The organism is Microseira sp. BLCC-F43 (assembly GCF_041929235.1).
GTDB lineage: Bacteria > Cyanobacteriota > Cyanobacteriia > Cyanobacteriales > Aerosakkonemataceae > Microseira.
Genome location: NZ_JBHFNP010000244.1, coordinates 1 through 3,730, shown reverse-complemented (window position 1 = coordinate 3,730; position 3,730 = coordinate 1). Strand labels below are relative to the sequence as shown.

The following is a 3,730-nucleotide window of genomic DNA, read 5'->3' as shown; positions in this document are numbered from 1 at the left end:
CATGAGTGCAATGCACCAAACAGACCATTTCGGGCTATCGTCTTTTAACTAGATGTCCCACCACGGGGAGTCTCACCCACCTTTAAGGTCTTTGTGGCAAGCTTAATTGTACCTGAAGTCCACAAAATGTAAAGCCGTGCTAGAAGCACGGGGTTTCTACCCAATTTTTCTGATCAGCGCACCCGCTACGATCTCGCCTCTAATCGGATTTTTTTCCATTCCCATAGCCAAGGCCATGGTACAGCGTGCTGGAAGCTGCTGGCGCCGATTTGAACTGACAGATGGCTCTGGTGGCGAGAGCGTAAGCGGCGACGGATGACTATCGCCCTTTTCGGCGATTAAGGCGGATATTTTAGCGTTTTACCCCATATTATGCAGATTGCACGCGCAAGCTTCTTGTTTTCGCTTGTGCTGGCTTTACCTGCAGTTGCTGCCAAAGGTGCTTTGACGCGAGCGCGACGCCTAAGCATCGTGGAAAAATTGGACAACAGTGGAAAATGCCTACATATATCATCAGTTAAGAGCAGGTTTTTGATTGGCACCTGCTCTCACCAACTCCCATTTCTGGGGTAAAGTTTTCCTCGCTAATATTAAGAGGGCTTTTGAGGCTAGAAGCACTGACTTAAGCAAATAGGTCTGTTTAACTTCTAACGACAGAGAGCTTCTCGGTCCGAAAGCACCTAGAGGTATCATGACCGTCTTAACGTAGTCCATATAGGACTTAGCTGAGGCTATCTATAGGGTGAATGTGCTAGTTGTCTAGTTTTGTCCACTGTTTGGTTGATAGCTTCCCTGGTATTTTGAGCGCCAAAGGTTAGAGGTATTTTTCTAAGGTATTAGCCAGGGTAGTTTTAGGAACTGCACCGACTACCATATCAACCCGCTGACCTCCTTTAAAAATCATCAGCGTGGGGATGCTGCGGATGCCATATTGGCTGGCGACGTTGGGATTTTCATCGGTGTTAAGTTTGACTACCTTCACCTGATTTTCGTACTGCGCTGCGATTTCATCCACAACGGGGGCAACCATCCGGCAGGGACCGCACCAGGGAGCCCAAAAATCGACTAATACCGGAACATCACTTTCAAGTACTTCTTGCTTAAACGTAGCGTCTGTAACTTGTGCGGCTGCTGACATGCCTACAATTCCTTGCCTAGTATTGTCTTTATTTACATCGGAATTCTATCATAACCACAATAGGTGATTTTGCTTTTTCAGCTTTATGCAGCCATACTTAATTTTCGGTGGGGTTCTGGGGGAGGCTATAAGTCCCATGCCTACCCGACTCTGAGGCGTGCGGATACATCGACATCACCCAGGCTAATCAGCGATCCTCGATGGGGTGTTGATTAGCAACAGATGCGTTGGGTAAAGTATCAATCCAATCCTCAACCAATTGAGTAATTGTTTTCTCTCTCGACTCTGCATATTGCCGCAGTTTGTCTAACCGTTTTGCTGATAGCCTAATATGAAGATTTTTGTCTTTCATTGTCTTTGTGTTGTCGATGCGAACACATCTAGTTTAGCATCAAAATGGTTGATCGCCCACCCGACTGACTAAGAGGCCACCCAATGGGTATAAAGTATGTACAAGGGCTCCAGATCGGGGAAGACGTGAGGATGCTTCCTCGTTAGCCATTGCTGTAAACCCAAGGTAAGCGTGGCGAAACAGAAATGCAAAACTGCCTGCGGAAGGCGGGCGGCTGCCTGTGGACGCTGCGATCGACGATCATCGGGCCGGTGTCCCGAATACCTTGAGTGTATTCCCAACGTGGCGACGGCGGCTCGAACGGTGCCCAAAAGACGAATAAGACCGTCCTTGAGTTGAGTTGTTGTCGGAAGCCCCGACTTCAGCGAAGCAAGTCGGGGTACTTCACCCACCTATGCTGTGTAAGTCCAGATTGTAGTAATACAACGAGGCAAAGGCAAATCAGACGCTTTCGCCAACACTTACCCGAAGGGAAGTTTTGCTACTTCACTTTCTCTTAATTGCGGTAACAAGGCTGCACCCGCCCAATAAGGAACCGCCCGAACAGTAGTCCGGGCGGAGTGTGGTGTGAGGAGTGAACGGAAACATGCGTCTCCGCTATATCTATTGTATGCGACAGCAACAGATTTGAGGGCGGTTACCCGACCCCGGTTGGAAATTTTCTCAATTGACCGAAATAGGGGCATGGGGGCTGCCCCTATCTGCCTACTTGCCCATGCCCAATTGCTGGGCTTTTTGATAAACTTTGCCTTCGGTCAACAGGGAGGGGGCAATTACCACTTCAACTTGCTGCATTTCCTTGAGATCCTTAGCGCCTAGAGTCCCCATGCTGGTTTTTAAGGCTCCCAGAAAATTGTGAGTACCATCGTCGAGTTGGGCTGGCCCGCGCAGGATTTGCTCTAAACTGCCCGTAGTACCGACGCGAATGCGAGTACCGCGAGGCAGGACGGGACTAGGCGTTGCCATTCCCCAGTGATAACCGCGTCCGGGGGCTTCTTTGGCTCTGGCAAAAGGAGAGCCGATCATCACGCCATCGGCACCGCAGGCGATGCACTTGCAGATATCGCCGCCGGTGACCAGACCGCCATCGGCAATCACGGGGACGTAGTTGCCGCTTTGTTTAAAGTAATCATCCCGCGCGGCGGCACAGTCGGCAACGGCTGTGACTTGGGGGATACCGACCCCCAGCACGCCTCTAGACGTACAAGCAGCACCAGGGCCAATCCCGACCAGCACCCCGGAGGCTCCAGTTTTCATTAGGTTCAAAGCGACTTCGTAGGTGACGCAATTGCCTAAAATCACCGGCATAGGCATTTCGGCGCAAAACTGAGCCAGATCCAAAGGCGTTACCGACTCAGGCGAGAGGTGAGCCGTTGATACTACAGTTGCCTGCACAAAAAATAAATCTGCACCAGCTTTCGCCACGACCGAACCATACTTAGTCGCCCCGACGGGAGTGGCGCTGACCGCTGCAATACCTCCTTGACTTTTAATTTCTTTTATGCGTTGCTCGATTAATTCCAGCTTGATTGGCTCGGCATAGAGTTCTTGCATCAGCGGTACAAACTCTGTGGTTCCAACCTGAGCAATGCGGTCTAAAATCGGTTCGGGGTCGGCATAACGAGTTTGGATGCCCTCTAAGTTGAGGACGCCCAACGCCCCTAACTGGGATAGGAGGACTGCCATGCGGACATCCACCACCCCGTCCATAGCACTAGCAATAATCGGGATCTCCCGATCGATGCCACCAATGCGCCAGCGAGTATCTGCCAAACTGGGATCTAGCGTCCTAGTCCCTGGGACTAGCGCAATCTCGTCGATACCATAGGCTCGGCGAGCCGTCTTCCCTCGCCCAATTTCAATGTCCACGCTCGTACTCGTTCCCAAGACTGACTGTTTAAGCTAGGGTATCAAATTGCGGGGGGGATTGGTTTAGCTTGATAGCCGAAAAGCCTCACGTTCCGATAGGGTCAGCGTGAGATAAAAGGCGCGGCGCAGGAGGAGTCTCACCGCAAGCGGGTGAGCGACTCTTCGCCTATTGGTCATGCCCTTGCGGCGAAAAATATGTTTGAGTGAATAGAGTTAAGTCTAACAATGCCTTGACACTCCTCTGCCTGAAGGCGAGAGGATTCTTTAAAAAGGAGATATCCACCGTTGGACATTGCTCGAACCACAACTCCCAAGACCGTAGTTACTCGAATCTCGCCTGTTGTGCGAGGGCGACGGTTCGCCAATTGCGA

General features: G+C 51.0%; 4 protein-coding genes. All 4 read right to left on the bottom strand.

Translation table 11 applies throughout. The features are described from left to right. Positions 1 to 814: 814 nt before the first annotated feature. Positions 815 to 1,138: a thioredoxin gene (gene trxA, locus ACE1CM_RS33045; RefSeq protein ID WP_374883119.1), complete on the bottom strand. Its 324-nt coding sequence runs from the start codon at positions 1,136 to 1,138 to the stop codon at positions 815 to 817. A gap of 187 nt (positions 1,139 to 1,325) precedes the next feature. Beyond that, a complete protein-coding gene (locus ACE1CM_RS33040; protein WP_374883118.1) occupies positions 1,326 to 1,490 on the bottom strand; it encodes a hypothetical protein in 165 nt (54 codons plus the stop codon). Between the two features lie 705 nt (positions 1,491 to 2,195). Further along, complete coding sequence (locus ACE1CM_RS33035; RefSeq protein ID WP_374883117.1) at positions 2,196 to 3,359, bottom strand: GuaB3 family IMP dehydrogenase-related protein; 1,164 nt, start codon at positions 3,357 to 3,359, stop codon at positions 2,196 to 2,198. 173 nt (positions 3,360 to 3,532) lie between these two features. After that, the coding region (locus ACE1CM_RS33030) for a hypothetical protein (RefSeq protein ID WP_374883116.1) at positions 3,533 to 3,730 on the bottom strand (198 nt) is incomplete at its 5' end.